This is a genomic window from Mesosutterella multiformis (assembly GCF_003402575.1).
GTDB lineage: Bacteria > Pseudomonadota > Gammaproteobacteria > Burkholderiales > Burkholderiaceae_F > Mesosutterella > Mesosutterella multiformis.
On the sequence record NZ_BGZJ01000002.1, the window covers coordinates 63,184 to 88,477 of the forward strand.

General features: G+C 56.6%; 18 protein-coding genes. 8 read left to right on the top strand and 10 right to left on the bottom strand.

The genetic code is table 11. The annotated features are described in order from the left end of the window. Positions 1 to 117 precede the first annotated feature (117 nt). The 6 genes from M4NBBH2_RS09040 to M4NBBH2_RS09065 all read right to left on the bottom strand — a co-directional run bounded on the left by M4NBBH2_RS09040 (position 118) and on the right by M4NBBH2_RS09065 (position 6,743). Positions 118 to 1,935 carry a sensor histidine kinase gene (locus M4NBBH2_RS09040; RefSeq protein ID WP_116270676.1) on the bottom strand — a complete coding sequence of 606 codons (1,818 nt, stop codon included), beginning with the start codon at positions 1,933 to 1,935 and terminating at the stop codon, positions 118 to 120. A 553-nt stretch (positions 1,936 to 2,488) separates the two neighbouring features. After that, the gene (locus tag M4NBBH2_RS09045; protein WP_116270677.1) at positions 2,489 to 3,373 is read right to left on the bottom strand and encodes a C45 family autoproteolytic acyltransferase/hydrolase; all 885 of its coding nucleotides are present in this window, start codon (positions 3,371 to 3,373) and stop codon (positions 2,489 to 2,491) included. A gap of 141 nt (positions 3,374 to 3,514) precedes the next feature. Continuing rightward, a complete protein-coding gene (locus M4NBBH2_RS09050; protein ID WP_116270678.1) occupies positions 3,515 to 4,468 on the bottom strand; it encodes an AEC family transporter in 954 nt (317 codons plus the stop codon). A gap of 102 nt (positions 4,469 to 4,570) precedes the next feature. Next, entirely contained in the window at positions 4,571 to 5,230 is a 660-nt protein-coding gene (locus M4NBBH2_RS09055; RefSeq protein WP_116270679.1) for a thioredoxin domain-containing protein, read from the bottom strand. Between the two features lie 15 nt (positions 5,231 to 5,245). Continuing rightward, entirely contained in the window at positions 5,246 to 6,025 is a 780-nt protein-coding gene (locus tag M4NBBH2_RS09060) for a hypothetical protein (RefSeq protein ID WP_116270680.1), read from the bottom strand. A 13-nt stretch (positions 6,026 to 6,038) separates the two neighbouring features. Continuing rightward, the gene (locus M4NBBH2_RS09065; protein WP_125064662.1) at positions 6,039 to 6,743 is read right to left on the bottom strand and encodes a hypothetical protein; all 705 of its coding nucleotides are present in this window, start codon (positions 6,741 to 6,743) and stop codon (positions 6,039 to 6,041) included. Between the two features lie 527 nt (positions 6,744 to 7,270). Here M4NBBH2_RS09065 and M4NBBH2_RS09070 point away from each other — a divergent pair. Continuing rightward, complete coding sequence (locus tag M4NBBH2_RS09070; RefSeq protein ID WP_116270682.1) at positions 7,271 to 8,674, top strand: FAD-dependent oxidoreductase; 1,404 nt, start codon at positions 7,271 to 7,273, stop codon at positions 8,672 to 8,674. A gap of 261 nt (positions 8,675 to 8,935) precedes the next feature. Beyond that, positions 8,936 to 10,351, top strand: a complete 1,416-nt coding sequence (locus tag M4NBBH2_RS09075; protein ID WP_116270683.1) for an FAD-dependent oxidoreductase — start codon at positions 8,936 to 8,938, stop codon at positions 10,349 to 10,351. 78 nt (positions 10,352 to 10,429) lie between these two features. Here M4NBBH2_RS09075 and M4NBBH2_RS09080 read toward each other — a convergent pair whose 3' ends face one another. Beyond that, a complete protein-coding gene (locus tag M4NBBH2_RS09080) occupies positions 10,430 to 11,023 on the bottom strand; it encodes a thioredoxin fold domain-containing protein (RefSeq protein ID WP_116270684.1) in 594 nt (197 codons plus the stop codon). Between the two features lie 472 nt (positions 11,024 to 11,495). Here M4NBBH2_RS09080 and M4NBBH2_RS09085 point away from each other — a divergent pair, with 472 nt between their 5' ends. Together M4NBBH2_RS09085 and M4NBBH2_RS09090 are read left to right on the top strand one after the other, a co-directional pair. After that, on the top strand, positions 11,496 to 12,899 hold the full coding sequence (locus M4NBBH2_RS09085) for an FAD-dependent oxidoreductase (RefSeq protein WP_116270685.1): 1,404 nt from the start codon (positions 11,496 to 11,498) through the stop codon (positions 12,897 to 12,899). 326 nt (positions 12,900 to 13,225) lie between these two features. Then, entirely contained in the window at positions 13,226 to 13,678 is a 453-nt protein-coding gene (locus tag M4NBBH2_RS09090) for an Hsp20/alpha crystallin family protein (RefSeq protein ID WP_116270686.1), read from the top strand. 211 nt (positions 13,679 to 13,889) lie between these two features. On the opposite strand, the gene M4NBBH2_RS09095 is transcribed toward M4NBBH2_RS09090, so the two are convergent. After that, complete coding sequence (locus tag M4NBBH2_RS09095; RefSeq protein ID WP_116270687.1) at positions 13,890 to 14,984, bottom strand: threonine synthase; 1,095 nt, start codon at positions 14,982 to 14,984, stop codon at positions 13,890 to 13,892. A gap of 132 nt (positions 14,985 to 15,116) precedes the next feature. Between M4NBBH2_RS09095 and M4NBBH2_RS09100 the strand changes: the two genes are divergently transcribed. Next, positions 15,117 to 16,607, top strand: a complete 1,491-nt coding sequence (locus M4NBBH2_RS09100) for an aminotransferase-like domain-containing protein (RefSeq protein ID WP_170135141.1) — start codon at positions 15,117 to 15,119, stop codon at positions 16,605 to 16,607. A 664-nt stretch (positions 16,608 to 17,271) separates the two neighbouring features. On the opposite strand, the gene M4NBBH2_RS09105 is transcribed toward M4NBBH2_RS09100, so the two are convergent. Continuing rightward, positions 17,272 to 18,828, bottom strand: a complete 1,557-nt coding sequence (locus M4NBBH2_RS09105; RefSeq protein WP_116270689.1) for a hypothetical protein — start codon at positions 18,826 to 18,828, stop codon at positions 17,272 to 17,274. Between the two features lie 956 nt (positions 18,829 to 19,784). Here M4NBBH2_RS09105 and M4NBBH2_RS09110 point away from each other — a divergent pair. The 3 genes from M4NBBH2_RS09110 (at position 19,785) to M4NBBH2_RS09120 (ending at position 22,634) form a co-directional block, all read left to right on the top strand. Next, a complete protein-coding gene (locus tag M4NBBH2_RS09110; protein ID WP_116270690.1) occupies positions 19,785 to 20,138 on the top strand; it encodes a helix-turn-helix domain-containing protein in 354 nt (117 codons plus the stop codon). A gap of 19 nt (positions 20,139 to 20,157) precedes the next feature. Then, entirely contained in the window at positions 20,158 to 21,114 is a 957-nt protein-coding gene (locus tag M4NBBH2_RS09115; RefSeq protein WP_116270691.1) for a hypothetical protein, read from the top strand. Positions 21,115 to 21,275: 161 nt separating this feature from the next. Beyond that, on the top strand, positions 21,276 to 22,634 hold the full coding sequence (locus tag M4NBBH2_RS09120; RefSeq protein ID WP_116270692.1) for a hypothetical protein: 1,359 nt from the start codon (positions 21,276 to 21,278) through the stop codon (positions 22,632 to 22,634). Positions 22,635 to 23,709: 1,075 nt separating this feature from the next. Here M4NBBH2_RS09120 and M4NBBH2_RS09130 read toward each other — a convergent pair. After that, positions 23,710 to 25,293 carry an FAD-dependent oxidoreductase gene (locus M4NBBH2_RS09130; protein ID WP_116270694.1) on the bottom strand — a complete coding sequence of 528 codons (1,584 nt, stop codon included), beginning with the start codon at positions 25,291 to 25,293 and terminating at the stop codon, positions 23,710 to 23,712. Position 25,294: the final 1 nt, after the last annotated feature.

Consider the following 25,294-nt stretch of genomic DNA (forward strand, 5'->3'; position numbering starts at 1 on the left):
CAACGCGGGCGCGTCCGGCGGTTTCCTTTTGTGTTTTTTGGCTTCTCGTGCCTCTTCGGGGGAGGCCGGAGCCGGGTGGGAAACTGTCGGGGGCGAGCGTGCCCGGTGTCTTAATTCTTACGCGTTCTTCGTTTTCTGTTCACTCCAATAGGCTTTCACCTTGTCCTCGGGGCAAAGCGGTACGGTAACCGTTACCGTAAGGCCTCGCTCAGAGCGGCGCTCGAATTTGATCGAGCCTCCGAGCCCCTCCGCGAGTTCCTTCGTGATCCCAAGCCCGAGACCGAGACCTTCCTTCCGGGTTGATTTCCCGAGTTCCGAGAGCCGCGAAAACGCTTCATCCGTGAGCCTCGGCCCGTTATCCGCCACCTCCGCGACCGCCCTCTCCCCTTCCCGCCGCATCGTGATCGTGATCCGGGGCGGGTGCCCCGGGTCGTTTTTCGACGTCGCGGTCTCCGCGTTCCGGAGGAGATTCATGAAGATGATCCCGAGTTCCACGGGGTCCCCGCAGACGATGAGGGTCGGGCTCCAGGGTACGGTAACCGTTATAGGAGAATCCGTGTGCCGTCTGAAGGTCTCGACTGTCCGGTTCACTTCGGACGTGAGATCTAGCGGCACGTGCGCGCTCTCCTTCCCCTTCACGAAGTTCCGCACCCGGTCCACGATCGCGTCCGCTTCTTCGCCCGCCTTCTCGATTTCGGAAAGCGAATGCCGGAGCGCCTCTTCTTTCATCGTCCCGCGGGAAAGCCGCATCTCAAGCCCCTGCGCGTAATTCATGATGACCGCGAGCGGCTGCTTCAATTCATGCGCGAGCATGCTGGAGATCAATCCAACCGCCCGCACTTTTTCAAGTGACCCGATCTTTTCGGATTGCTTCTTGAGTTCGAGCTCCGCCCGCAGCCGGTCTTCCTCTGACTTCATGAGGGCGACCGTGCGTTTCCGCGTCATCCCGGTAATGACGGACGAATAGAGGATCAGGATCACAAGAAGAATCGCGGCCCCAAACACGTACTGCCAGTATTCGCGGAGCGCCCACCGGATCCCCCGGGGCTCGGGCTCAAGATTCATGAGCGTAAAGAGATCCCGCATCGTTTTCCGGTCACTCGCGACGGTCCAGTAGAGACCGGAGCGGCCGGATGGCGGGAGATCGAGAAGCGCCTTTAAGACGCGTCTCGCGTCCGCGGACCCAAGACTCGGTTTCACGGAGAGGAACCAGCCCGGGTAAAGCATCGTGGAGTGGCGGCAGCGGAAACCGCTGTCCCCTTTCCGCTCCCCGATCACCCGGAAGTCGCCTGGCTTCACCTTCCCTTCGGATTCGAGCTCCTCAAGGAGACACGTGATCACGAAACCCCCGTCCGCCTTCCCTGACTTGACGGCATCCAATACATTCGTCATCGGCATGCCGACTTCCGTCACCGACCCGAAGTAATGCTCGGGGTCGAGCCCCTGACGGATCATGTCCCCCGCCGGCACCTGCCACCCGGCGAACGCCTGACGTCCGACGACCGCGAGATCCTTCCCCGCAAGATCGCCCTTTGTCTGAAGGTCCGTCCGGTCTCCCCGCACGACGACCGCGGCGCCGTTCGCGTGATTCGGGTCTTTGGCCCGGAACGACGTAAGGGTAAGAAGCGCTGAGCCGTTCGTCCTTTCGAGCATGAGGGAACTCAGGCCGCTCGACGCGATCGAGATATCGAAGGCGTTCGTTTTCGCGGCTTTGAGGAACGATGGCGGATCGTACTCATGGATCAGGAGCTGCCGCGGCTCCACCGCCCGCGCGATCGCGTCGACGGTCGCCGAGAAGTAGCGGACCGAGAGCGCCTCTCCATAGCTATTCACCACAGCAAGACGCACAGGCGGTGCCTTCGGGAGCACGGGGTCAGCCCCCGAGGTCCCGATCACGGCGACACAGAGAACCGCGGCACAGAGTTTCCGGATCATGGTGAATGGAAAGGAAAGAGAAACGTCACTCTCTTCGACTCTACACGAGAAACCGTGAAAGAGAAATCAACGGAACGATCCTCGCTCTTCCGGGTACGGTTTCCGTTATCCCTTTTCTCATAGTTCCTGATAGTTGCTGATAGCAACTGATAAATCCTATTAGAAACTATGAGTTTTCAGGGCATCACCGGGGGCGTTTCTGATCTGCTCTCCCCCCGACCCTTTTCCCGCTTCCAGAACACGGAAAAACACCTCCCGCTCTCTCAGTGAGCACCCTCTCCCGCCATCTTCGGGTACGGTATCCGTTACAGCGGTTTTCTCATAGCTTCTGATAGAAGCGCATAGGGAGTATCAGGAACTATTAGCTGCTATGAGTTTTTCCCTTATTTCTATCAGCAACTATTAAATAAAAATCCATCCGAACTGGGTACGGCAGACGCTGCACCATTTGAAGACGCCCGGCTGGCTGGGTTCCGTTTACGGGTCCTTTCTTTCGGCCAATAAAAAACCCGGGGCGGTGTGCCTCGGGTTTCGATTAAGACGCGGAACCGGGTTAATGGTTAAACGTCACCGGTTCCTCGATCACCTGGAGCGACGCGGGGTCGTCCGCCTTCGCGCGCCACTCAAGGTGCAGGATCGGGGATCCGCCCGCCTTCGGGAACTTCACCGCCATATAGGCGACGGTCTGAGTGCCGTCGGGCTCGCTTCCCGTGCGCCAGATGCTGTGATCGGGTCCGGCGTTCCGGTCGTGACCGAGAGTCTTGAATTCGTCAAACGTGAGGGTCTTTCCATTAGCGGTGGAGTCCGCGAGCAGCGCCTGGATCCTCGCGAGCCGTACTTCCGAGCTCTTCCCGATCTTCTGGTTAAAGGCTTCGGACTCGGGCTCGATATAGTGATTCGTGTGGGCAATCGTGCCGGTCTGAATCCGCTTCACGGTGCGCTTGCCGCCTGGCATCACCTCGATCACCGCGGCTTCAGTTTTATCCGCGAGGATAAAGTTCACGGGTTCGACGTACGCTTCAGTCGCTCGTATCGCCTCTTCCACGGTCGCGCAGTGCCGGAGCAGGTACGCGGGAGACGTGAAGCCGTCCTTCGACCTGAAATGCGGCATCGCGAGGCGCTCTTTCTTCGGGATCGAGCCCGCGGTGGAGAGCCCGAGCGCGAGCCCCTTCTCATTCACGCCCATGTTGAAGTTCTGGTACTTCCCGGTCGCGAGTCCGACGTAGGCGTACCCTTCGCCCGATTTCGGGGTCACCCGGACAAACGTCTCCTCGCTCGGACGCCAGTCCCGGACTTTTGAAATCATGACGCCGCCGTCATCGACCGCCGTCCCCGCCGCGGCGTAGAGCGTGCAGGCGTGAGCGCGCGACGGCGCGAGAAGCACGGAGGCAACAATAAGCGCCGCGGTGATCGCCACGGCAGACGGATGGATCTTCATTGAAGACCTCCAGAAAAATAAATACAGACCTTCACTTCGGTCCGCGACTGACGATTTATACCGGAAAGGCAAAAAAGAAACACCGGGTCAAGGTAACCCAGTGTTTCAGGAGTTCAGAGCGGCAAAAACCGGAACCGGTTTTTACCGGAAGAGGAAGAAGTAGATCGGGCACATGACGAGCGCGAAAACCGTGGTGCTTGTCATGAAGGACGAAACCGCGATGTTGGTTTTGAGCCCATAGAGCGCGCACGTGAGCACCGAATTAATGGCCGTCGGGCAGGAGGAGACGATGATGAGCGTTGCCGCCATCACGGGGTTCGTCACGACCGCGGCGCAGAGCGCCCAGACGACAAGCGGCATCAGGATGAATTTAAGGGGCATGAGCCACAGCGTCTTCGGCATCTCGCGGCGGGCCGCCTCAAAGTCGAGCAGCAGCCCCACCGGGAGGAACGCGATCCAGGCCGAAATATGAACGAGCGGCTTAAACACCATCTGAAGCCATTCGGGCTGCGGCACGTGCGCGAGCGACAGCCCCGCCCCCACGATCATCCCGATCAGCGCGACCTGATTCCAGGTGAAGAAGAGTTCAGCGAACGAGCGCTTCTTCATCGGCGCTTTGCCTTCCCCCGCCACCGCCATATCGTGGAACTTCTGCGCGACCGGGAAGTTAAACGTGATGAGAAGCACGTTCTGGATCACGGCGACGATCTGCACGTATGCGAACGCGGCGGGGCCGAGAAGCAGATAGCAGACAAGACCCCCGAGCGTCCCTGTGTTCCCGAGCATGCCGGCTGTCACCAGCGCCCCCCGCTCCCGGGGATCGGGGTTCTTCTTCGTCGCCGCCATCATGATGAAGTACGGGAGGAACGTGATCACGAGCGCGATCACCGGCACCCAGAAGATCGCGGGACCGATATGAAGGCTCCAGAACGAGATCACCGCGAGAACCGTAAAGACCACGCGGACATTAAACGTGATGACCTTTTTCGTCCCTTCCTGGGTGACGATGCCTTTTTTATGAAGAATGTAGCCGAGCGAAATCGGAATGATCGTATCGATGAGGAGGAGCGCGATACGGAGAAGCGTGTCATTCATGAGCGGGTGCTGCCTGATAACAATTAGATTAATTTTCGGACGTAATATTAACCTTTTTGTTGAATCCCGTCTTTCGCGTCCCCTCCTCCATTCGTTCCCGGATTACTTATCGGGACCGTAGAACGACTCCCGCGCTACGCCGAAAAGGCGGTCGAGTTCCGCCGGTGTTTCCTTGACGGTAAAGGTCCGGAGTTCACCGATGTCACCCGGGAGAAAGAAGGCATAGGGATAGGTATAAGGGTCATTCGCCCGAGTGAATGGCTCCGTATTCGCTTTGATATACCGATGAACGAAATCGAGTTTGTTTATATCCGCGTTCCGGAAGAGATCATTCTTTACGCCGATCCCGCCCCGCTTCTCATCATCGAAGAGACTCAGGTGCTCATCCATCGCCCGCCACTGCGGATGGCTCAGCATGATCGTTTCAGCCTGACGCTGGGATTCCTCTCCAAGGGCCGCGATGGGGAAAAAAATGACATCCACGATTCCGACATACGGTCTCACGTGGCGGCAGAGCCGGATACTCACCGGATCCTGCGGGTCAAAAAAGACGTAGGCGTTCCTGCGCCCCGAGCCGCCTGGATACTCGAACCCCCCGGCAGTGCCGCTCATACCGGAGTACGAAGACGCGCGGGAGCTGAGACCCGCATAATCCTCCCACTGATCTCTTTCGCCAAAAGTGAAAGCCCGGGAAGCGGCTGGCAGCGTGAGGAGCGCGGCTCCGGTGAGGAGCGCGTCCCGGCGTGAATAGCGTTTCGTCATAGCGTCCCCCAATCCTTATTTCCGCGGCGAGTAGTAGGGGCTATCACCCTTCCGGAGAACCGTCCGGAGATCTTCCTCCGTAAGCGACCCGTCAAACGGCACATAGCGGTTCGGGCCGCTCTTAAAGACGCCGAACGGAACGTCGCGGCCTCCGACCTCCCGGTACACCTTCCCGTTCGCCCAGACCGCGGATTCCATCGCGGGGCGTTCCCCAGTCCGGTTCACGGGGAGACCTCGGGTCTCCGGATCACTGAAGCTGACGATGTGGCGGTCGAGCGCCCGCCACGGTTCCGCCGCCCCGAGTATCTGCGCCCCCTGAGGGCCGGAGCGCCAGTTGAGGTACGCGACCGGGTAGAAGTGGATATCGATGTCGTGAAGCAGCGGCTTCAGCCGCTCGATCATCCGAATAGAGTTCTCGCCCTGCGTGTCAAAGACGAAGTACGCCACGGGCCGCCCTTCGGGTCCCGGGTACGAGAACCCCCGCGACCCCTGCTGCAGCATCGGGACCTGGCCCGAAAACGCGTCGATCATCTTTTTCCCGTTCCAGCCAAACGGGATCATCACTTTCTTCAGGATCGCGTAGTGGGGATCCGCCCGGGTATGCGCCTCTGCCCAGGAGGCGGATTCCAGCGCCCCGTCAATCAGTTCGGCGTAAGGCACCACAGACGACCCGGTCGCGAGCTGGCTCGCGGCCGCGTCTTTCGCGATCACGAGGCCCGCCGCCGCGGCGAGGACCGTCCCGGCCGCCATCCGGCGGGAAACACCTCGCTCTTCCTGTTTCTTTTCTTCCATCATCTTCCGTCCCCTCCTACTTCGCCTTCACGAGATCGAAGAGCGCGAGATAGTGATCCCAGTCCGGCTGGTTATTGAAGGGGCGGTATCCCCCATCCATCCCGAGATAGACCCCAAAGGGCACATCAACGCCGCGGGTCGCCCGGAAGAGGTTCGTGTTCGCCCAGATTTTCCGTTCGGAATCTTCCGAGATCCGGCTCACGTCGTACTCAATGCCGTTCGAGCCTTTCTGGCTGAAGAGCGTGATCTGATCGTCCATCGCGAGCGCCCGGTTCGGCGCTCCGAGGATTGTCGCCCCCTGAAACTCGGACACGGGGCCGAGGAAAGCGAGCGGAAAGATATGAAAGTCGATGAGGTGCGAAAGCTTTTTGAAGGTCCGCAGCATGGTGATCGAGTTCGGGTCCTGCGTATCGATCGCGACAAACGCCATCCGTCTCCCCGGGTCTCCCGGGTACGTCACGCAGGCCGCGCCGTGAGTCGGGATTCCATCCGGCCCGATAAACGCCTCGAACATCTCCTTCGCGTTCCAATCCGGCGCGACCCACACCATCCGATAGGTTTCGCGGATCATATCCGCACGCCACCGGGCCCTCGCGTTCGCGGTGGCCCGTTCCGCCTGATAGCGGATCCAGGGCCGGGTCGGAAGCGCTTCCGCTGCGCCCGCCGCCGCGGCACCCGCGGCCCCGGCCGCCAATAGTTTTCTGCGCGATATCTCGATCATCACTCAGTCCTTCAGAGACCGCGGCTCCTCGGAAGAGACCCCGCGGTTCTTATTTCAGATACGTCGATATTAACGCCCGGATTCGCGTCCGGTCTACAGAAATAACCGTGTTATCTATCGGATATAGCGAAAGTAACTAAATGATTTATGAAACGTTCTTTTCCGCTTTGATTTTTCTTGGAAACCCCGAACCCATGGGGCTTTGAGGCGAATTCCGAATGAGGCAAACAAACCGCTACCGATCCCCCCGCTTCCGGCCTAAAGGGAATCTGTCCCGCGGTTTTCCCCCGTTTGCCAATAAAAAACACCTGTTCGGGTTTTCCTTGATAAACCGGCCCGTGACCCCGCATTTTCAGGCAGTTCCCGGGGCGGTTTTGTCCGTTATGTCCCGTATCACGAAAAATTACCGTGACTTTTATCACAGAAATACCCTATTTTTTCCGGAATAATCCGTTCTACATAGACGGACGAACTAATCCATACGAACTTTTTTAACCGTCTATGAACTCAAATCTCTGGGAGAGAAAATGAAAAAGACCATTCTGGCAAGCATGCTTGCCGTCATGATGGCGACCCCCGCGTTCGCCGCTGAATCCACCGACATCGTCATTATCGGTTCGGGCGGCGCTGGCCTGTCCTCCGCCATCACCGCGACCGAAAAGGGCGCCAAGGTTATCGTGCTTGAGAAGATGGCCTACTTCGGCGGCAACTCCAACCGCTCCGAAGGTGAAATGAACGCCGCCGGCACGAAGCAGCAGAAGGCTCACGGCATCACGGACGACACGCCGGAACGCTTCGCCGCTGATACGATCCGCGGCGGCCACGGTCTGAATGACCCGGCGCTCGTCAAGGCTCTGACGGAAAACGCTGCCTCCGCTGAAGAATGGCTCCTCGACCTCGGCGCTCACTTCTGCCATCGTATGGGTCGCGGCGGCGGCCAGACCCGTGCCCGCGGTCATGGTCCTTGCGATGGTTCGCCGGTCGGTATCGAAATTATGCGTGTGCTTGGCGAACGCGCGGATAAGGATCATATCGACATGCGTCTCAATAACCGCGTGACGAAGATCCTGATGAAGAACGGCAAGGTGTCCGGCGTCCAGGTGAAGACTCCGAAGGGAATGGAAACCATCAACGCGAAGGCTGTGATTCTCGCGACCGGCGGTTTTGGCGCGAACCACAAGATGGTTGAGAAGTATCGTCCTGAACTGAAGGGCTTCTCCACGACGAACCACCCGGGCGCTACCGGTGACGGCATCATCCTCGCCCAGCAGGTTGGCGCTGGCCTCACCGACATCGAGCAGATCCAGATTCACCCGACCGTTATCAAGAAGAACGGCGCTCTGATCTCTGAATCGATGCGTGCCCGCGGCGGCTTCCTGCTGAACAAGAACGGCAAGCGCTTCACGAATGAGCTCCTGACGCGCGACGTGGTGTCCGCTAACGAACTGAAGCAGCCGGGCGGAATCGCTTACCTCGTGATCGACAACTCCATCTACTCGAAGAACAAGATGGCTCAGAACTACACGGCTGAGAAGCTGATGACGAAGTGCGACACGATCGCTGACGTCGCGAAGCTGATCGGTGTGGATGAGAAGGTTGTCCAGGCGAGCTTCGATCAGTACCACAAGGCCTTCGATAACAAGAAGGATGATCTCTTCGGGCGCCCCGAAATGCTGATCCGTATGGACCAGGCTCCGTACTTCGTCGCTGAAGTCACCCCCGGCATCCATCACACGATGGGCGGCGTGAAGATCGACCCGCAGGCTGAAGTCCTGACCCCCGAGAAGAAGCCGATCCCTGGCCTCTTCGCCGCGGGTGAAGTGACGGGCGGTGTGCACGGCGGCAACCGTATCGGCGGCAACGCTGTGGCTGACATCATCACCTTCGGCTGCATCTCCGCTAACTCCGCTCTGAAGTACATCGGTCAGTAATAGCGAAGTAAAAGCTTCAAACAATCCGGGAGGACCAACTCTCTCTCCAAAGGTCCATCCCGGAGGTCTCCGAAGTGAGCACCGCGTGAACCGCTTCATGCGGTGCTCAATTTTCTCCAGTAGTGCTTTGTAGTGTTTTGCTAGACCCGCACGCGATCTTTCTCTCTCCTCAGATCGCTGCGGTTTTTTTTGCCCAATTTTCCCCCACCCCTCAGGCGCTATTATTTAAAGAACTTTCACTTCGTCCTGAGGAATTGGCTCATGAAAGAGACTGTTTTCGCGGCCGCCCTGGCGCTTTCCCTTGGCTCCCCCTCTGCCTTCGCCGCTGAAACCGCGGATGTGGTCGTGGTGGGCGCGGGCGCGGCAGGCCTCTCCGCCTCGATCGGCGCGGCAGCGCGCGGCGCGAAAGTGATTCTGCTTGAGAAAACGACTGACGCGGGCGGGAACACCGCGTTCGCGAAACTCGGGCTCAATGCTGCCGCGACTCCTGATCAGGCAGCCGCCCGGATCACGGGGGACTCCCCGACGCTTTTCGCCGCGGACACGATCCGGTACGGGCACCAGATTAACGACGCGGCCCTCGTCCGCGCGATGACGGTGACTTCCGCCCCGGCGCTCGCGTGGCTCGAAACCCTTGGCGCCAAACTCTGCCTCCGGATCACCCCCGTGGGGAGCGAAGAGCGGCCGCGCCTCATGGCGCCCTGCGACGGAACCGCGGTCGGTCCCCGCCTCATCCAGGTTCTGAAAGCGAAGGCCCTTCAGAGCCAGGTCGACCTCAGAACCCAGGCCCGCGCGACAAAACTCATCCTCGCGGACCAAAAAGTATCAGGAATCGAGGTCCAGACCCCGAAAGGCCGCTATCAGATCAAAGCGAAAGCCGTGGTCCTCGCGACCGGAGGCTTTGCCGCGTACTCGGCGCTCGTGAACCAGGTTCACCCGTCTCTTAAAGGGATCGCTCCGGTCGGTTTCCGGGGCGCGACAGGGGACGGGCTCGTGATCGCTCGGGCGGCGGGCGCTTCGCTCCTCGACCTCGATCAGCTCGAGATCCGACCGACCGTGAGCGTGAAGGGGAATGTCCCGATCGAGGAAGCCCTGCGGGCGCGGGGCGGAATCCTCCTTAATAAATCAGGGAAGCGCTTTACGGACGAAACCGGGATCCGGGATATCGTGTCGCAGGACATCCTGAAGCAGTCCGGGCACTCGGCGTACCTCGTGATCGACAGCGAAATTTTTGACGCCGATAAAGCCCTTCAAACCTACGTGGACCAGGGGCTCATGAAGCGCTGCGGGACGGTCGCCGCGGTCGCCAAAGCGATCGGCGCGAACTCCGCCGCTGTGAAGTCAACCCTCAATCGTTACTACCGGGCGTACGACCGGAAGTTCGATCAGGATTTCGCGCGCTACGAAATGCGGGTTCGGCTTGATCAGGGTCCCTGGTACGTCGCGGCGGTGAAACCCGGCGTTCTCGCGACACTTGGGGGAATCAAAATCAATGACCGGGCTGAGGTTCTCGGATCCGGTGACACCCCGATTCCGGGACTCTACGCCGCGGGGGAAGTGACAGCCGGAGTTCAGGGCGGCAACATGATGCCGGGGAATGGGCTGACAGACGCTGTCACGTTCGGCCTCATCGCCGGCGCGAAGTCCGCGGCGTATGTGGGAAAGACCGGCCTCTGAGACGATTGAACCCAAAACAAAACGGGAGAACTCAGGTCAGGAGTTCTCCCGTCATTTATTTCAGCTTCAGATTATTAATCAGAGCTTCACTTCAAAGAGCGCGGCGAGTTCCTCGGTCGAGAGGTTCTCGTCAAACGGCTTATATTCGCCCTTCGAATTCTTGAAGACGCCGTAGGGCACCGCGCGGCAGCCGGCCCGGCGGTGCAGCTTCGTGTTCGTCCAGACCTTGTTCCGCAGGTCATCCGGGAGCTTCGCGAGGTCATAGCGGATACCGCGGAACTCGGGGTCGCGGAAATGCTCATGCTGCTCGTCATACTTCTTCCACGGTTCCTTCGACGCGAGGATCGTGCTGCCCTGGGGTTCGGAGTTGATGTTCAGGAACGCGATCGGGAAAAAGATCACGTTGACCTTTGAGAGCAACGGCTTCACGTTTTCCGTGAACTTCATGCAGTCCGGGCACTGGGGATCGATCGCCACATAGGCGACCGGACGGTCCGCGGGACCGGGGTAGGAGAATCCGGCGCCCTGAGCCTTGAACGTCTCATACATTTTCTTTCCGTCCCAGATCACGGGGACAACAGCCGGACGGGCAGCCGCGGGGCGGGCCGCGATAGCGGCGGCAGCGGCGGCGGAAAGGGCGATCGCGCTCCGGCGCGAGAGAGTCTTCTGCATTCTTTTTCCTTTTTTTCGTCGGGGTATCTGAGGGGAAAGCCGGAACTCCATACGTCTTTCCCCGTTTCACAGATCATCAATCTTATGTCCGCGGGTTACGGATAAACCCGCTCTTTTACAGGCTGAAACAAAGGGAGCTCCGGAACCGGGTTATGTACGGGTTTAAAGAACGGCTGAAGTAATTCATACGGACGTAACAGATACCGGTACATTTTCGGAAACTGCGCGCGGAATAACCGTGTACACAGGAACGTCTCAATAAAACGGAACCGATAAAACACTTTTGCCCGATGAAATAAGCCTTCTTACTCGGGTTAATCTCATCCACCAAAAGCGATTTTCTGTTCCAGGAAACGCAAATCCCGTTTGATTGTTGATTTTACGTCAATGACTGTTAAAAATTATTTCAAAAACCGGTATGACTAAAGTAAGATAGTCATTGTTGTGTTCCTATACATACACAGGAGAGAAGATGAAAAAAACTCTGATTGCGGCTGCTCTTTCCATGATGGTCGCGAGCCCGGCTTTTGCTGCTGAATCCGCTGATATTGTGGTCGTGGGTTCGGGCGGCGCGGGGCTCTCGTCCGCCATTACGGCGACTGAGCGCGGCGCGAAGGTGATCGTCCTCGAGAAGATGGCCTACTTCGGCGGCAACTCCAACCGCTCCGAAGGCGGCATGAACGCGGCCGGCACGAAGCAGCAGATCGCGGACGGCGTGACGGACGATTCGCCTGCCATTTTCTACGCCGACACGATGAAAGGCGGCCACAACCTCAATAACCCGGCGCTTCTGAAGACGCTGACCGAGAACGCCGCGGGCGCTGAAGAGTGGCTTCTGTCGCTCGGCGCCAAGTTCTGCCACCGCATGGGTCGCGGCGGCGGTCAGACGAAGGCCCGTGGTCATGGACCGTGCGATGGGTCTCCGGTCGGTATTGAACTGATGCGGGTCCTCGGTGAACGCGCGGATAAAGACCATATCGATATGCGTCTCAATAACCGCGTGACGAAGATCATCATGAAGAACGGCAAGGTCGCCGGCGTCGAAGTTCAGACCCCGAAGGGCAAGGAAGTGATCAACGCGAAGGCCGTGGTGCTTGCCACCGGCGGTTTCGGCGCGAACCACAAGATGGTGGAAAAGTATCGTCCTGAACTGAAGGGCTTCTCCACGACCAACCACCCGGGCGCGACCGGTGACGGTATCGTCCTCGCGCAGCAGGTCGGCGCGTCGCTCACCGATATCGAGCAGATTCAGATTCACCCGACCGTCATCAAGAGGAACGGCGCTCTGATCTCCGAATCGATGCGTGCCCGCGGCGGGTTCCTGCTGAATAAGAACGGCAAGCGCTTCACAAACGAACTGCTGACCCGCGACGTGGTCTCCGCGAATGAGCTTAAGCAGCCGGGCGGCATCGCGTACCTCGTGGTCGATGACTCGATCTACAAGAAGAACAAGATGCTCCGCAGCTACGTCTCCGAAGGTCTCATGAAGAAGTGCGACACGGTGGCTGACGTCGCGAAGATGATCGGCGCTGATCCGAAGGTCGTCCAGGCGAGCTTTGATCAGTACTGGAAGGCCTACGACAACAAGAAGGACGATCTCTTTGGCCGTCCCGAAATGGTGATCCGCCTTGATAAGGCTCCGTTCTATGTCGCTGAAGTCACCCCCGGCATCCATCACACGATGGGCGGCGTGACGATCGACCCGAAGGCTGAAGTGCTGAATAAGCAGAAGAAGCCGATCCCGGGTCTCTTCGCGGCTGGCGAAGTGACGGGCGGCGTGCACGGCGGAAACCGCATCGGCGGCAACGCTGTGGCTGACATCGTCACCTTCGGCCGTATTTCCGGTAACAGCGCCGCCTCTTACGTCGGCAAGTAATCGGCAATAAAAATCCGCAGTGCCCTGCTCCCGACAGGGCGCGTCGGAAACATAAAGCGCGTCGGTTTTCCCCGGCGCGCTTTTTTTGCCTCTGTCGTTTCTTCGTTACCTTTTTCTCTTTTACCGTGATTCAGGAAAGAAATTTTCCGTGTCTTATAAAAAAATTTTCTGACCCCTTGAAAAAATAAAAACCGCCCCCATAATATTTATTGCAGGGGGATGAAAAGAAGTACAAACATCCGCTCATCCCCCTATACAAATCAGGGTTAAGTCCCTGTTAATCAAGTGTTGACCGCTCAGACGACGGCCATAATGGAGTGATAATTATGGCAAATGTTCCTACTATTTTTGATGAATCCCCTCTGAACATTTTTGATCCGTTTGATGTGTTCTCTGGTTTCAAATTCCCGGATCCTTCCACTACGGTTTTTGGCAAGAACGCTGACCGCCTGATGAAGACTGATATCCGCGAGACCGACAAGGGCTATGAGCTCGCGATCGACCTCCCGGGCTTCAAGAAGGAAGAAATCTCCGCTGAACTGAAGGACGGCTATCTTACGGTTTCCGCCTCCAAGAGCCACAAGGAAGAAGAGAAGAAGGAAGGTCACCTGATCCGTCAGGAACGCTCTTCCGGCTCCTGCGCCCGTACGTTCTATGTGGGTGAAGGCGTGAAGCAGTCTGACTGCAAGGCCGCCTACGAAAACGGCATCCTGACTGTCTGCATCCCGAAGGTCACGAAGGAAGAAAAGGCCGCGAAGCAGATGATTTCGATCGATTGATCGGAGCGCTAATCTGAGCGGCGGTCCTCCACCGTAAAAACTGGAAGACAAAAAGAACCCGCGATACGCCTCACCCAGGCGCGCCGCGGGTTTTTTCTTTAAGCCCCTCAAAGGATATGTTTTTATGACGCCTCTTCATTGAGGCGCTCTTTTTGTTATTCAGACTCGGCGCGGCGCTTTCTAAGGCGTCCGCGCCATTTTTTTTCGGTTCTCAGTGATCGCTCTTGATCCCGGCGCTGCACATCGAAAGCAGCGCGTCATGCGTCGGGCCATACTGCCGGCAGTACGTGTAGTAAGCGGCGAGCGACGCGGCGGTCGTGTGCTCCGCGTAGATCCCGCGGTGCGCGAGTTCCGCCCGGGCGGGGAGGATATCCTCTTCCGCGGCGCAGACGATGCGGATCTTATGCTTCCGGATCATCGCGAGGATTTCGTCCGCCCTCGCGGGCTTCCCGATCGCGATCCCTTCCGCCATCGTGGGCTTCGGGGTAATAGAGACGATATGTTCGGCGCCCTCCGCGATCGTTTCGGCGAACGGCGCGCAGTTCGCGCCCTGGACCGCGATCACCTGCGGGAAGTGATCGATCGCGCCCGAGGCGTAGAGGTGCTCAAGCGCCTTCACGGCACCGATAAAGAGTGTCCCGTTCCCAAGCTCGATAAAGATGTTTTCGGGCATCCGGTGCAGCTGCTCAAAGACCTCGTAAATGTAGGTCTTCGTTCCTTCATAGAAGAAGGGGTTGAAAACGTGGTTCGCGTAGTACGCGCCTTCATCCCGAACCTTCGCGCGGCAGACATCGGCGCAGTGGTCACGGTCACCCGGCACCACCACCGCCTTCGCCCCGAACGCCTCGATCATCGCGATCTTTTTCGGGCTGGTGCCTTCAGGCACGTAGATCTCGCACTCGATCCCGGCGCACGCCCCATAGGCCGCGACCGCGATCCCGGCGTTGCCGGACGAGTCCTGCACGCACTTCTTAACCCCGATCGACTTCATGTGAGCGACGAGCGCTGCCGCTCCGCGGTCCTTGAAGGACAAGGTCGGCATGCAGTAATCCATTTTTACGAGGACGTCGTCCGAGAAGGGGATCACAGGCGACATTCCTTCTCCCATCGTGACCTCTTTCCACGCGTCTCCTTCGAGCGCCATGAACGCCCGGTACCGGAAGAGGCTCCAGGTATCGCGGTCAATCTTCGAGTCGTCCCAGGCCGGAGGCACGAAGTCGAGCTCAAACAGTCCGCCGCAGTCACACGCCGGCGCCTTCGTATCGGTCGAAACCTTCTTTCCGCAGCAGGTGCAAACGAAATTCATGATGGAATCCTCATAGGGTGGGGTGAGTCCGGGAACGACTCTGATGACAGACATTCTACCTAGGGACTTTGCGTGCGACTGATACAGTTTGGTACTATCTCACTGATACAGATAGCAATAAAGGAAGTTCCCGTGGAAGCAAAGAAAAAACCGGTGGTGTCAGTCCCCATTCATATCCGGAAAAACGGGAAACTCCCGGTCGGGAAGCAGATCACGCGGGAACTGATCCGGCTTCGGAGCCGCGGGGCGCTGAAACCCGGGGACAGGCTCCCTGGGATCCGGAGTCTCGCGTCTGACCTCGGCGTCGCCCCGAACACCGTTGCCGGCGCCTACGCGGAACTCTCCGCGACGGGGTTCGCCGTCTCAAAACCCGCCTCCGGCTACTTCGTCGCGGAAACAAAACCGATCCCGGAACCCCCTCGCCCCGTACACCCGCCGGTTCACGCCCGCCCCTTGACGCGGAAAGCGGAAGCGGCCCGGAGCGCCGCGGCGGCCGCGGGTACCGGAAACTTTGAGAACCGCCCGTTCAAGATCTATGGGTCTGCGATGGAGAAGACGGTCGAACGGGACTGGGTGAAGATCGCCGCGTCTACCGCCCGAAGCCCTTGGCGGCACACCTTTTACAGCCCTCCTGCCGGCTACGCTCCCTTACGGAAAGTGATCGCGGCGAAGCTCCGGGAAACGCGAGGAATCGTGTGCGGAGAGGAGAACATCGTCATTACGACGGGAAGCGTGCAGAGTCTCTCGCTTATCGCCGGCACGCTTTTCACGCCGGGCGACGCCATTCTCACTGAAGCCCCGATGCTCCCGCTTGACGCGAAGGTGCTCGATTTCGCGGGGCTCCGCCGGATCCCGGTGCCGGTCGATCGGGAAGGCATGGTGTTTACGGCGCCGGAAGGCGTCCTGAAACCGAAGGGAATCCTCGTCACCCCGGCGAGCCAGATGCCGATGTCGGTCCCGATGGCGGACGCGCGGCGAGCCGCGATCCTACGCTTGGCGCTTGATACGGGAGCCTGGATTCTCGAAGAGGATACGGATGGGGTTGTGACGCTGGGCGCCAAACCCCGCTTTCCCATCCGGTCGCTCCCACGCGCGGATGAAGCCGTGATCTATATGGAGAGCTTTACGCTGCAGGTGTTCCCGGGGCTGAGGCTCGCCTACGCCGTGCTCCCGGAACCGCAGGCAGAGGCACTCGCCGGCGCAAAGCTTCTCACGGATCGCTTTACGTCGGAATCGCTCCAGGCAGCTCTCGCCGAATATCTCGAGAGCCCCGGCTCCGCTCATCACATCCGGAAGATGGCGCGGGACTACCGGAAGCGCTTCGCGCTCCTCCGGGATGCTCTTCGCTCGTCACTCGGACCTCTTGGCCGGGTGTCAGAAACTGAAGCCGGCCCTCACCTCGCGCTCCTTCTTGATCCCACTATCCCTGATACCGCATTGCAGGCCGCGCTTGAGCGTGACGGGATCACCGCAAGAGCGATCAGCAGTTTCACGGACGCTCCTGCCGGAACGAATGGGCTCCTTCTCGGATTTGGAACGTTTACGGAAAGAGAGATCCTCTCAGGTGCCGCCCGTATCGCGGAACGCGCGAAGGCGCTTTTCGCCGCGGCCAATCTCCGCTGACACCGTTCCTCTTTCTCAAAGTCAAAAAAAACCGGCTGATCAGAAACACGATTAGCCGGATAAGACTGGAGTCAAAGGAAAGAAGTCACACACTACACGCTGCCCCCACTGCACTGCTTTGCACGTTGGGGCTGCTCGGAGATTTTCCTTACAGATCATCCCCTTGCAGAATCAACAATAGGCGCTTTCCGTGATTGCGCGCGGATCAATTGCAACCAAACGATGCAGTGAGCGAAGTTTTTCGCATTTCGGATACAAATAGCGGCAGATGACGTATTTTGCCCGCCTGCGGATAAAAAAATTCCGGCATTTCTCGTGAAAACGCCGGAAAATCAAACACTTAGTTAGTTCAAAGGAGAGAGATACTTCATCACACTCTGCGCCTCGGGTACTCACCGAGACTGGCTGTCGCTGCGGGGTCTGCAAACCCGCACCTCTTGCGTAATTAAAACTCTATTCGAATTGCCTGCAACATTCTTCCATCAATTGCAACAAAATCTTTTAACAACAAGCGGGAACAGCACGGACGGGACTTCCGGAGCGATATCGGGGTTTTCGTGTAATCACCTGGATTACCTCCAACAGATCAGATAAATTCCGGCGTTTCTCGTGGGACTGCCGGAAAATTTCCAACACATTCAAAGGAGATCGAACAACTGCCTGATTATTCAGGAGATTCCGATACATCAGCAGCTTTTCCGACGAAGCAAGTTTGGAAAGACTCGCGCGGTCGGACGTCACTGCGGACACGGAAAATTTTCGTCTGCACTGCCTCTGATGTGAAACCCGGCGATGGGTCCCGCACGAGCCGCGACAGGAATCTCTCCCTGTCAGGACCCTTTGGCAGTTTAATGTCGCGCACAAACCCCGCAGACTTAAGCTGATGTTCCACAGCCTGCCAGCACCTCTCAATGCTGACCGGGTCGTGCTCGCCGTTCTTAACGCAGCAGGCCAGGAGTGCGCTGTAGATGTCTCGGGACACCAGCGTATCGCTGCCGCCCAATGAATGCCATCGCTGTTGCAGCGGTTTCCTGGTATAGGTCTGCGTTCTATGGTCATACTGGCTCATACGCAGTTTCCGGGTATCCAGTTCATTTACCGTCAAGGCAGCACTTTCAGCCTTCCTCTTGAGTCGCTGAACAAATAATCCCGATGCCTGGCGCTGAGCGCTTCTTCCAAAATTACGTTGATAGCTCCTATAGCTGATTGTTTCAAGATTGACCGTTCCGGCCTGCTCAAAAATCGAGTTAATCAGTGCTCCGTGGTCGCGCTTTCGTGTCTCTGCCGCTCGGCGATACAGGTCAGCCAATTCTCGTAACAGTTTTTCATAGTGATTGGAACGCTTCCATTCTCGTGCTCCTTTTTTAGTCGCTCCGCTGGGTTCGTAATTGTCCGGATTCATTGCCCGAAGTGACCGAGCCATCTTCCTTCGCAGATTCCTGATCTTTGCCCAGGGTATTTCTCCGTAAGGGGAAAGGAACGTAAATCCGGCGAAATTCGGGCTGACCATCGCCACCTTGGAAGGGCCGATATCAAGGCCTATCGTCTCGCTCTTCGGAGCGTACACATGGCGCACGGGTGGCAAACCAACCATGACAAGCTGGACGAACCACCGTTCTCTGCAATTAAGAATCCGACGGACAATGCGGCAGATCTTGACCTGCCTCGGGCTGTCTTCCGACCCAAGCGCTTCCTGAAAGTAAGCCGTGTGCTTTACAAGAGCCGGAAACCGATAACCCCTCCAGACCACAGACTGCAGCTGCGGTTTCCATATAATTCCTCTGTTGCCGCAGCAGTACATGGAATGAAGTCCGCGCCGCTTGGTTTTAAATCGGGGACGTCCGCCCTTAGCATAGATATAGCGCTCCAGTGCCCGCCACACGGTAAAACCGATGAACTTAGCTTCAGTAAAGCCAATCAGATTGGTTTTGCCAGACGCTTTGCGGTGGTTAGCGGCCATATCACCAAGACCGAACTCATTGAGTCCGTATTTTTTCTGAATTCGTTTGAGTTCAGCGTTCCGATCCGACACCTTCTTGATGAGGAAAGCGTTCTTCCATTCGGTGCTCTGGCGCATATGTGTCAGCTTTCCCAGTGCCTGACCGAGCGTGGCGTTGTAAATAGTTCGCCCAAACTCAAAAGCCATCGCGAGCCTCCGCGACTCTTCATCGCCGATTCGAAGCGGAAGCTCGACAACATAATATTGAGATGACGTTCCCATTTACAGCTCCGTTAGATCAAATCAGGAACAGACACCTTTCCTTCAGGTGTTCAATTCCTTTTTGAGTTTCATGACATAGAAAAGCCCGCTCCATTAATTACTAAAAATAACGTTTTAGTAGTTACGTTTAATAATTTTCATAAGGGTCCGAAAAATCGTCCCCGCGAGCACAATCCAATTCTCTTACCTGATTTAAATGGGTTTTCGTGTAAAAATATTTTGTTACATTTGGGTTGAAGTGAAACGAATCGACGTTTTTTCTGCTTGTATTTTCAAAAATTCGATGTGTTAAAGCAACGATTCGAGTTATCACAGACTTAACGAGATTCCGCCCGTAAGACTCATCCTCAGGCTTATCTGAGGCGACGATTGAAGTTTCAATCTTCAGACAGCGGATATCGGCGCGAGGCTATCAGCCGCCCAGGTCAGTGCCAACGCCGCGAGTCACCTGTCGGGAGGCGGTTGCGCCAATCTTTCTGGAGACTGATTTCCTAATAACAGCGGATTAAACAAGGAAGTGTTTCTGCTAAGAAACATGAATAGGCGGGGCTTCCGGTGCCGTAATCACTGATTCGTTCGAAGAGAACAAAAAAAAGCCCGGCGATTCCAGAAAGAAACGTCGGGCAAATCTCGTTTAAAACAAATGCATGCCTGCGCGCGACACACAGAGACCGCGTCCGGAGGCTACCCGGACAGCTGAGGCTGCCAAGCGCAGAAAAGAATGGACCTCAGCGCGCTTCGCTACTTTATGCCCGCTGACTGCAAAGATGGCTCAGGAAAATGAAACAGAAGTGTTACTGAAAGCGGGACAGCACTCTCCTCTGCCCGCGTCAAATACTTTTGACAAGTGTGTAGTATTTACTCTACACTTCCCGCAAGTAATAACGATTGCTGATGGTTTTGGGTCGTTTTTGGTTTAGCTAAAATGTGGAGTAACTGCTACACAGGCTAATACCATGGACTTTGGAACATACATTCGCGAAGCACGGCTCAGACTCCAAGAGGAAGACCGACGCACCTATTCGCTGCGCCAGGTCGCTGAACGAGTCGGCATCGAGCCATCCTATCTTTCCAAGATTGAGCGAGGCATATTTCCTCCTCCATCTGAAGAAACGATTGTGTTAATCGCCCAGGAGCTTCACGAAGACAAAGATGTTCTTCTCGCCATGGCAGGCAAGCTATCCAGCGACCTCAAGGCCATTATTACCGCCCGGCCAAAGCTTTTCGCCCAGGTTCTCAGGCAGATGAAGCAGATGCCGGACGATGCGATTCTGGAGATCAGCCGTGAAGTGAAAGACGGCGATTGGTGATAACTGAAGGAGGTCCTCCATGTCTGAGAAAGGCCACACTGTCCAAGTACAACTCCGTACCCATAAGCCCCGCAGCAGCGTTCGTTTAATTGACAATAACGAACTGGAATTCGCCTTTCCCGCGATTGGCAAAGACTGCATACTGCGCATGAATTTCCAACGCACCCTGCGAGTTCCTGATGATGAAGTCAATAATCTTCCGCCCGGACTAGACCGGTTTGAACTCGAACACGTCGAAGACTATGAAGGCAGGATTCCTCAGAAATGGCTGGAGCACGGCGGACTTATGCTGCCAATGTACCAGGCTGAAGCCATGTGGATCTCCTTCAGGAGCCCCAGAGAATATCCGTTCGCGGTCCGAATCGCGGCAGGCAAAATCTGCGCGGTGACCGGGGATGAATGGAAGCCCGGTCTCGTTAATGGCACACGGGTTGATGGCGGCAAAGAACAGAATCTTCAGAATTACCTTCCCGTTCCCGCCCAACCCTGGATCGACGGCTTCTGTGTAGAAAAGGGGGTCATTCGGCAGTTTGTCGCCGCCCGGCTCGGCGAAGGTCAAACCGCGGAGGAACAGCTGACTGGCAAGTCAGAGTTTGGCGGCATCCAGATTCAGGTTTATCCGCTTAAAAAGGAAAAGCGGGTGGAAGAAAGAAGCTTCTCCTCGTATCAGGAAGATTTCGTCCTCTGCAGCAGGTCAACTCTCAAACCGTCAGAAATGGGACTCGGCGCCGGCGGCCGCATTCATCAGGAAATCTACAAAGACCGCCGTGAGGTCTCGGACTACGATACAACCCGGTCGGCACGGGCCTATGTCCATCTCGTAAACTCAGCCGATTGGTCAAGAATCACAGGGCTTCCAATGCCCCGCAAACCTGTATCCGCGGCAAGGCTGGGCTTCCTTGGTTCGATTACTACTCTGAAGAGAGCGCGGTTTCGGGAAGCAATAGGCTCGCCGGTCTTAAACCCGTTGAAGTGACTGACGGCGACTGGTAATCCTCAATCAGCTGACGATCAACTCTAAAAACTCGGGGATATCATGCCGATCAGCATCGTCTCTGCGGTCCGCCAGTTCATCAATAGCAATTCATTCACCTGAGATAATAGAAACCGCAAGGTGAACAGCCATCGGGGTGCCATATGTCTGAGGACAAAATCAGTTTTGCCAGCTACACGCTTTCAGGTCTTTTTTGTGACTTACAAGCCCGGCATCCCGAGATTCTTGACGAACTGGCCAATGAGTTCAAAGACTCTTTTGCTTTATTGCCTTGCGGCACGACGCAAAGTGAGAAAACGTACTTCGCTGAACGTTTCGGAACCCGATGCGATAAAGCTGTTGCGGAAATTCAAACCGACCCGAATTTCCCCATACCCCCGATAATGGCCGCGCTCTGCCGACAGAAATTCATGTCCTATTACACAAGGCAGAGCCTGGTGCTCACCCACAAGAGAGAAGATGGAACAGTCGACTATCGGCTGATAACCGCTAAAGGGGCTGTCTCGCAGCATAAGCGGCTTGATACCTCTATCCGCCGCCGGCATATTGAGAGCGATCGCGTCTTCTCCGTGGACCTTGCATCGCACGCGTTTCCGAGCGACATCATAAAGTCCTATACCTTAACGCCGAAGGGCATGATTAGGCCCAAGCGAACCATTTTTATTCAGGTGAAAGGCCTCCCCCAGGAATATGGGCCTTTTGCTGATGAGTTGGCTGATGTCGCTTTTATTGATCCCCGCAGCGATGCCTGCCCCGTATTCGAAAGGGCCGGCATGCCTATCGAATTCATAGGCGATGAAATGCGAATTTATCTCGATGAGGAGATACTGCAATTCATTCATCGCAATACTAATGATCAATTACGGATTCGGTTTTCCATCCGCGTATCCGATTTTTATTTTTTATATTTGCCGATTCCTTCCTCGTTTGACGTCACTGTCGAAGGAGGGCTGTTCGACACATACGGCTTTCACACGGTTTCTGAAATTGAAAATCCACCTTTCCCGGTTGAGGTTTCTCTTAAAGAAATGATTGATACGGTTATCAGCGTGACCGATTTCGAGAGGCATTGGGATAGAGCAGCGCGTTTGTATTTCGGAGGCTCAGCCACGATTTCCTTCGTTGATCCCGACGACGTTACTCATCCGGTTTTAGTTCAGGAAGATCTTCTAGCCGAGGCACGGGCTGATGGATTGCATATGCATTTGAATAATGCGATCGTCGGCTTTCTGAAGAACCATCAAAACGATCGAATCTGGCTTCAAATTGCCTTTGGCGACAATCCGTATGGCAGTGCGTTTATTCTCTTTCGGGTTTCCCGGTCAGGGGAAAACCTTACGGGCGGTCACTTTTTCTACTCAGAGCAGCTGTGGGACATCGAACAGCCACCCAGAGTTTGCTTGGTCTCACGTCGATTGGCGAAGAAACTTTTCACGATCTACCCTCTGCTGCCCCCATACGGATCGCCTGACGAGCTGATCCTCGCCATGTCGTCTCCGTAAAACAAAAGCATCTGCCTTTCCGGCTTTCGCTGAACCCAGAACGGAATGGTTTCTGAAAATTCTGGCGGCCTTCCGCAGATAGCGGGGCGGAGCCGAATTCCGTGAAACAGTAAATCTTTACCGAGGTCATGCCCTGTGATCTAAAAAAAAATCCGGCGAACCCGTGAGGGTAGCGCCGGAATCAAAGTTTCGTTATCACATTAAAGGCAAAACACCGTTTGACCAGAGCAGCTCCGAAGCGGCCCGGAGCTGATTGAGAACACCACAATGTATCTCAACGTCTGACCTCACTTTACTCCAGATCACGGGAATTCGCATCACCTAAAAAGCAACTCAAGCGTAAATTTTTATCCAGATTTACCCTATATAGTTATGTTTTTATTTAGTTTTGCTATTAATTTAATATATTGATTTAAATAAAAAAATTCCGGCAATCTATAAAGAAAGCCGGAACTAAAATTCACATTCAAAGGAGAATTCACTTATGCTCTTCACAGCTCTGCCGTGGCGCAAAACTGAATGGGAAACACCGCTGCGTTTCTCATCGCATGAGAATAATGTAGTACCAAAACCTGCAAAGTTCTGCCGCGAATTGCAACAGAATTGTGTCTGATGCAACGAGTCGGAGACACTTTGCCGCCCCCATTCCTGAAATCCGATTAGTTACTGTTTTTTAAGGATAAAAAAATGCCGGTACTCAGGAGAGACCGGCACGGGAAAATTCACAATCCATCGGAGAGATGTCGCCTTCGCTTTCAGGGACCGCGGCGCGCGGCACCCGTTAAAGAAGATTTTTTGTGTCTTCCTTAATGCGTAAGAAAAGCATATTCCTCTTCTCCGCAAAGAAAGAGCCCGAATTGCAACTAAATTATGTCTGTTGCAACACGATCTCCAAAGAAACAATCTTTCTCCCGAGTGATTTCTGTATTGAATTCAGCGGGATATCGATCTATTTATTCTGTTCCCTATGTGTCTGTGTGTCGGCTGACGGGAGGAAGGCGCTCACTCCCGGACGGTTCCCTCCCCCCCTGGCTGAGGAGAGACTGGAGAAAAGGGAATCGTCCGGCGTGATTTCTTAGCTAAGCGGCTTCTCTCCCGCGGCGGATTCACCCGCGATCTGGCCATAGACCAGCGCCTCGCAGACGTTGGATGATCCCTGATAGATCGAGCCCCAGATGGACCCGAGCTCTCCCGCGACATAGAGGCGGGGAACCGGACGGTCAAAGACATCCATCACGCGCGCCTTCACATCGCGCTTCGGTCCCCCCTGAGTGTTAAGAAGCGCGGGGTACGCCTCAATCGCGTAGTACGGCCCCTTTTCAGACAGCGGAGCCGAGAGTGTCGGCACATCGGTGCCGATAAACGCGGACTTCCCGGTCTTCTTGATCTTCCGTCCGAACTCGGTGTCGCGGCCCGCCCGGATATCGGCGTTCCACTTCGCGACCTGGGCTTTCAGGGCGTCCGCCGGCACGTGGATCAGTTTCGCGAGTTCTTCAAGCGTATCCGCTTTCTTCACGACACCGCTCTTAATTTCAGCCGAGCTGTCTTCGCTCCAGTGGTAGCCTTCGATTCCCGCCGCGTATCCATACTTGAAGTGCGTGGGCCGGCCGGCAAGCCGCCCCGCCTCATCCATCACGATGTAGCAGGGGATCGCCGGATATTTATGTTCCACGCCGTTCAGCGGATTCACGGCATAGATAAAGCCGTGGAAGTCGACTCCCGCTTCGTTGCAGAACCGCTTCCCGTCCTGATTCACCATGATGTAGTTCGGGGTCATCATCGTGACAAACACCGCAGCCTTGCATCCAGGATCCTTGATGCCAAGCGGGCAGGAGTAGGAGGTCATATGCCAGAGACGTGCTCCCATTGAGGCCGCCATCCGGAGACCGTCACCCGTGTTTCCTGGGTTCCCGAGCCCGAGGATCTTCGTCCCCTGAGCGAAATTCTGAAGCGACTGAGGGTCGTATTCATACCCGCCGCAGGCGAGAATCACGCCTCTTCGGGCCCTGACCCGGACGAGTTTCCCGTCATGCTCGACGAGAGCCCCGACTACCGTATTCCCCTCGCGGATCAGTTCCTTCGCCGGGCTTCCGAGCCACACCGGGATCTTCCGGTCTGTCTCCACCGCGGTCCTGAGAACCTTGAAGAGCTCGATCCCGCCTGGCTGATGGCCGCCGACGCGGTACTTCGTGATGTTCTCCGCAAACGGCAGATAGGGATAATTCGCGTGCCCCGTGACGCGGAGCTTGGACGCCGGCGCGATCCGCTTAAAGAATTCCGGGAGTTTCACCGCCCTCTCGCAGAATGTCCGCACGAGCGCCCCATCCATTTCGTTATCCGCGAAAAGGAAGGTCTTCTCGAGATACTGGTACGCCTCATCCGCGTTCTTCGGAATGATGAAGCCGCCGCCGGACGCCCGGGTATTGCCGCCCCCATCCTTCATCTTCTCGATCACGAGAACCTTTGCCCCGGCGTCATGCGCCGTGATCGCTGCGGCACCGCCCGCTCCGCCGTAGCCGATCACGAGGACATCGGTTTCGGTGTCCCAGTGAGTCTTCGGTTCCGCCTTCGCGTCAGCCGCGAGCAGCGGTGACGCGGGAACCGCGGCCGCCCCCGCGGCCGCGAATTTCAGAAATGTCCGCTTGGAAATAGCAGTCATA

What these genes read in the sequence shown, in the direction of transcription:
- M4NBBH2_RS09080 (WP_116270684.1), bottom strand. Translation starts at nt 11,023, where the DNA reads ATGCAGAAGACTCTCTCGCGCCGGAGCGCGATCGCCCTTTCCGCCGCC.
- M4NBBH2_RS09060 (WP_116270680.1), bottom strand. Translation starts at nt 6,025, where the DNA reads ATGATGGAAGAAAAGAAACAGGAAGAGCGAGGTGTTTCCCGCCGGATG.
- M4NBBH2_RS09105 (WP_116270689.1), bottom strand. Translation starts at nt 18,828, where the DNA reads ATGGGAACGTCATCTCAATATTATGTTGTCGAGCTTCCGCTTCGAATC.
- M4NBBH2_RS09075 (WP_116270683.1), top strand. Translation starts at nt 8,936, where the DNA reads ATGAAAGAGACTGTTTTCGCGGCCGCCCTGGCGCTTTCCCTTGGCTCC.
- M4NBBH2_RS09040 (WP_116270676.1), bottom strand. Translation starts at nt 1,935, where the DNA reads ATGATCCGGAAACTCTGTGCCGCGGTTCTCTGTGTCGCCGTGATCGGG.
- M4NBBH2_RS09055 (WP_116270679.1), bottom strand. Translation starts at nt 5,230, where the DNA reads ATGACGAAACGCTATTCACGCCGGGACGCGCTCCTCACCGGAGCCGCG.
- M4NBBH2_RS09110 (WP_116270690.1), top strand. Translation starts at nt 19,785, where the DNA reads ATGGACTTTGGAACATACATTCGCGAAGCACGGCTCAGACTCCAAGAG.
- M4NBBH2_RS09050 (WP_116270678.1), bottom strand. Translation starts at nt 4,468, where the DNA reads ATGAATGACACGCTTCTCCGTATCGCGCTCCTCCTCATCGATACGATC.
- M4NBBH2_RS09045 (WP_116270677.1), bottom strand. Translation starts at nt 3,373, where the DNA reads ATGAAGATCCATCCGTCTGCCGTGGCGATCACCGCGGCGCTTATTGTT.
- M4NBBH2_RS09120 (WP_116270692.1), top strand. Translation starts at nt 21,276, where the DNA reads ATGTCTGAGGACAAAATCAGTTTTGCCAGCTACACGCTTTCAGGTCTT.
- M4NBBH2_RS09065 (WP_125064662.1), bottom strand. Translation starts at nt 6,743, where the DNA reads ATGATCGAGATATCGCGCAGAAAACTATTGGCGGCCGGGGCCGCGGGT.
- M4NBBH2_RS09090 (WP_116270686.1), top strand. Translation starts at nt 13,226, where the DNA reads ATGGCAAATGTTCCTACTATTTTTGATGAATCCCCTCTGAACATTTTT.
- M4NBBH2_RS09095 (WP_116270687.1), bottom strand. Translation starts at nt 14,984, where the DNA reads ATGAATTTCGTTTGCACCTGCTGCGGAAAGAAGGTTTCGACCGATACG.
- M4NBBH2_RS09130 (WP_116270694.1), bottom strand. Translation starts at nt 25,293, where the DNA reads ATGACTGCTATTTCCAAGCGGACATTTCTGAAATTCGCGGCCGCGGGG.
- M4NBBH2_RS09115 (WP_116270691.1), top strand. Translation starts at nt 20,158, where the DNA reads ATGTCTGAGAAAGGCCACACTGTCCAAGTACAACTCCGTACCCATAAG.
- M4NBBH2_RS09085 (WP_116270685.1), top strand. Translation starts at nt 11,496, where the DNA reads ATGAAAAAAACTCTGATTGCGGCTGCTCTTTCCATGATGGTCGCGAGC.
- M4NBBH2_RS09070 (WP_116270682.1), top strand. Translation starts at nt 7,271, where the DNA reads ATGAAAAAGACCATTCTGGCAAGCATGCTTGCCGTCATGATGGCGACC.